The following is a 2,740-nucleotide window of genomic DNA, read 5'->3' as shown; positions in this document are numbered from 1 at the left end:
GGGGAGCCGCGCAGCTACGGCGACGGGTCCGAGTTTGTGGCCGCGAGCACCGCCAAGATCATCACGGCGGCCGCCTACTACCATCTGGTGGAGACCGGTGAGAAGTCCCTCGACGTGCCGCTGGGGAGCTACGACGCCGCGTTCCAGCTGCAGGCGATGGTCAACACGAGCAGCGATGACTCCTGGCTGCTGCTGATGCAGGACATCGGCTACCCGAAGCTGATCGAGTACGCCGCGTCGATCGGGATCAGCTACGACCCGGAACAGAACCTGTTGACCCCGGCCGAGATGGCGGGGCTGCTCAAGCAGCTCTCCACCGGGAAGCTGCTGAACGCCGAGCACACGCAGGAGCTGCTGGGCTACATGCAGCAGACCAACAACGAACGGCTCATTCCCGCCGCCGTCGGGCCGGACATCACGGTGCAGCACAAGTACGGCGAGGTGGAGGGCTATGTCCACGACGCGGCCCTCCTGACGTCCGGCGAGCGCTCCTACGCGCTCACCATCTACACGTGGGGTGAGGACCTCGAGAGCGAGGAACGCCTGGCCGTGTTCCACGAGCTGACCGACGTGGTGGTGCGGGCGCTGCTCGGCTAGGGCTGGTTGACTGGGGGCCGGTTAACGGGCAGAGCCCCCGCCGCACTGTGTGCGGCAGGGGCTCTGGATCCTGGATAACCGGGTTTAGCGGCCGAAAAGCTTGGCGAAGAAGCCGGTCTTGGTGCTGACTTCACCCTCGTGACCCTTGCAGCGGTCGGCGCTCTTGACGCCCCGCATGACCTGATCAACGTGCTGGCCGCAGCCAGCCCAGGTGGTCTTACCGCACTTCTTGCATGCAACCTGTCGGCACATCTGGTTCTCCTCTTGGTAGGTCCGTAATCATTACTATACCCCCAGGGGTATCGAGAGCCAAATGCGGCGGACCGGGAACACCCTGCCGCCGGACGGCGTTGGTTCCGTACAGTGGCACCAGCGCCTTGGCACCGGCGCCGGGCCGCGCACGCACTGACTTCCGAACCGTACCGAGAGGACTGCTGATATGGCTTACATCAAGGTTGGAACCGAGAACAGCACAGACATCGAGCTCTACTACGAAGACCACGGAAGCGGGCAGCCGGTGGTCCTGATCCACGGCTATCCGCTGGACGGATCGTCCTGGGAGAAGCAGACCACGGCCCTGCTCGGCGCCGGCTACCGCGTCATCACCTACGACCGCCGCGGCTTCGGCCAGTCCAGCAAGCCCACCGACGGCTACGACTACGACACCTTCGCGGCCGACCTCGACACCCTGCTCACCACCCTGGACCTGAACGACGCCGTGCTGGTGGGCTTCTCGATGGGAACCGGCGAAGTGGGCCGGTACCTCGGCACCTACGGCTCGGCCCGAGTGGCGAAGGCCGTGTTCCTCGGCTCGCTGGAACCCTACCTGCTGCAGACCGACGACAACCCCGACGGCGTCCCGCAGTCCGTGTTCGACGGCCTGCTGGAGGCTGTGACCACCGACCGGTACGCCTTCTTCACCGAGTTCTTCAAGAACTTCTACAACAGCGATACCTTCCTCGGCACACCCCGACTCAGCGAGGAAGTCATGCGGGCCGGCTGGAACCTCGCGACCGCGGGCGGCCCCACCGCCTCGGCAGCCGCGCAGCCCCCCTGGCTGACCGACTTCCGTGGCGACATCCCCAAGATCGACGTCCCCGCGCTGATCGTCCACGGCACCGCGGACAACATCCTGCCCATTGACGTCACGGGCCGGCGGTTCGCCAAGGCCCTGCCCAGTGCCGAGTACGTGGAGATCGAGGGCGCCCCGCACGGGATGCTCTGGACGCACGCCGCCGAGGTCAACGAGTCGCTGCTGGGGTTCCTGGCGAAGTAGGGCCACCCGCGGCCGTCCGGGGCTGGGCCGCGCGGCCGTCCGGCCGTCCGGGGGCACTTTGACACGAAACGCCGTGCCGGCGTCGTCCATTTCGACGCCGGACCCCGGCAAAGTGCCCCCGGACGGCTGAGGAAAGCCGGACACCGTCCCCTAGAACAAGGCCTCAGTGACGGCCTCGGTCACCTGGTGGATGACTTCGGTCCGCTCCGGGACGCTGCCGAGGCCATCACCCTTGGTGTAGACCACCAGGGCATAGGCCTTGCCGCCCTGGGTGAGGATTCCGGCGTCGTGCAGTTCCCCGCCCAGCAGTCCGTATTTGTGGGAGACGGTGATGCCGGCGGGGACGGCGGCCGGGATGAGCGTTTCGTAGTTGGTGTCCTGCATGTAGGCCAGGAGCTGTTCGGTGTCCGCAGGTTCCAGCAGCGTTCCGGAGTAGAGACCCGCCAGGATGTGGGCCATGTCCGCCGGGGTGAGTGTGTTGCTTTCGGGGCTGTAGTCCACCCCCATCGAGGCGGCGTAGTCCGTCAGTTCCTCGTGGCCCACCGCGTCCATGATCAGCGACCAGGAGTCGTTGTCGCTTTGCTGGATCATCGCCTGCAGCTGGAACTGCGCGGTGTAGGCCCCCAGCGGATCCTCGAGCGAGGCCTCCCCGGTTTCGACCAGGTGGTAGTACGCCTCGGCTGCCAGGACCTTGGCCGTGCTCGCGGCGACGAAAGCCGCGTCGACACCGTATTCGTGGACAGCCTGGCTTGCGTCCGCTCCCTCCGAGAGGTCGAGGAGGGCGACGCCGATCTGGTAGTCACTGTTGGCCTCGATGATGCCGTTGATTTTGGCGTCCAGCTCCGCGTCGATGGCCCCCGCGGCCGG

The 2,740-nt window shown here is 66.5% G+C and carries 4 protein-coding genes; 2 read left to right on the top strand and 2 right to left on the bottom strand.

The genetic code is table 11. The annotated features are described in order from the left end of the window. A partial coding sequence (locus K789_RS0100745) for a serine hydrolase (RefSeq protein ID WP_024365078.1) occupies nt 1-597 on the top strand: 597 nt, incomplete at its 5' end. 84 nt (nt 598-681) lie between these two features. On the opposite strand, the gene K789_RS25555 is transcribed toward K789_RS0100745, so the two are convergent. Further along, complete coding sequence (locus K789_RS25555) at nt 682-849, bottom strand: hypothetical protein (RefSeq protein ID WP_192815714.1); 168 nt, start codon at nt 847-849, stop codon at nt 682-684. 187 nt (nt 850-1,036) lie between these two features. Here K789_RS25555 and K789_RS0100735 point away from each other — a divergent pair, with 187 nt between their 5' ends. Continuing rightward, a complete protein-coding gene (locus K789_RS0100735; protein WP_024365077.1) occupies nt 1,037-1,873 on the top strand; it encodes an alpha/beta fold hydrolase in 837 nt (278 codons plus the stop codon). A gap of 150 nt (nt 1,874-2,023) precedes the next feature. Here the strand turns inward: K789_RS0100735 and K789_RS0100730 are convergent. Then, nucleotides 2,024-2,740: serine hydrolase (locus tag K789_RS0100730; RefSeq protein ID WP_024365076.1), on the bottom strand; the 717-nt coding region annotated here is incomplete at its 5' end.

The sequence above is a fragment of the Arthrobacter sp. TB 26 genome, from assembly GCF_000427315.1.
Classification (GTDB): domain Bacteria; phylum Actinomycetota; class Actinomycetes; order Actinomycetales; family Micrococcaceae; genus Arthrobacter.
The sequence above is the reverse complement of the archived record's forward strand: the minus strand, read 5'-3'. Positions and strand labels throughout refer to the sequence as shown.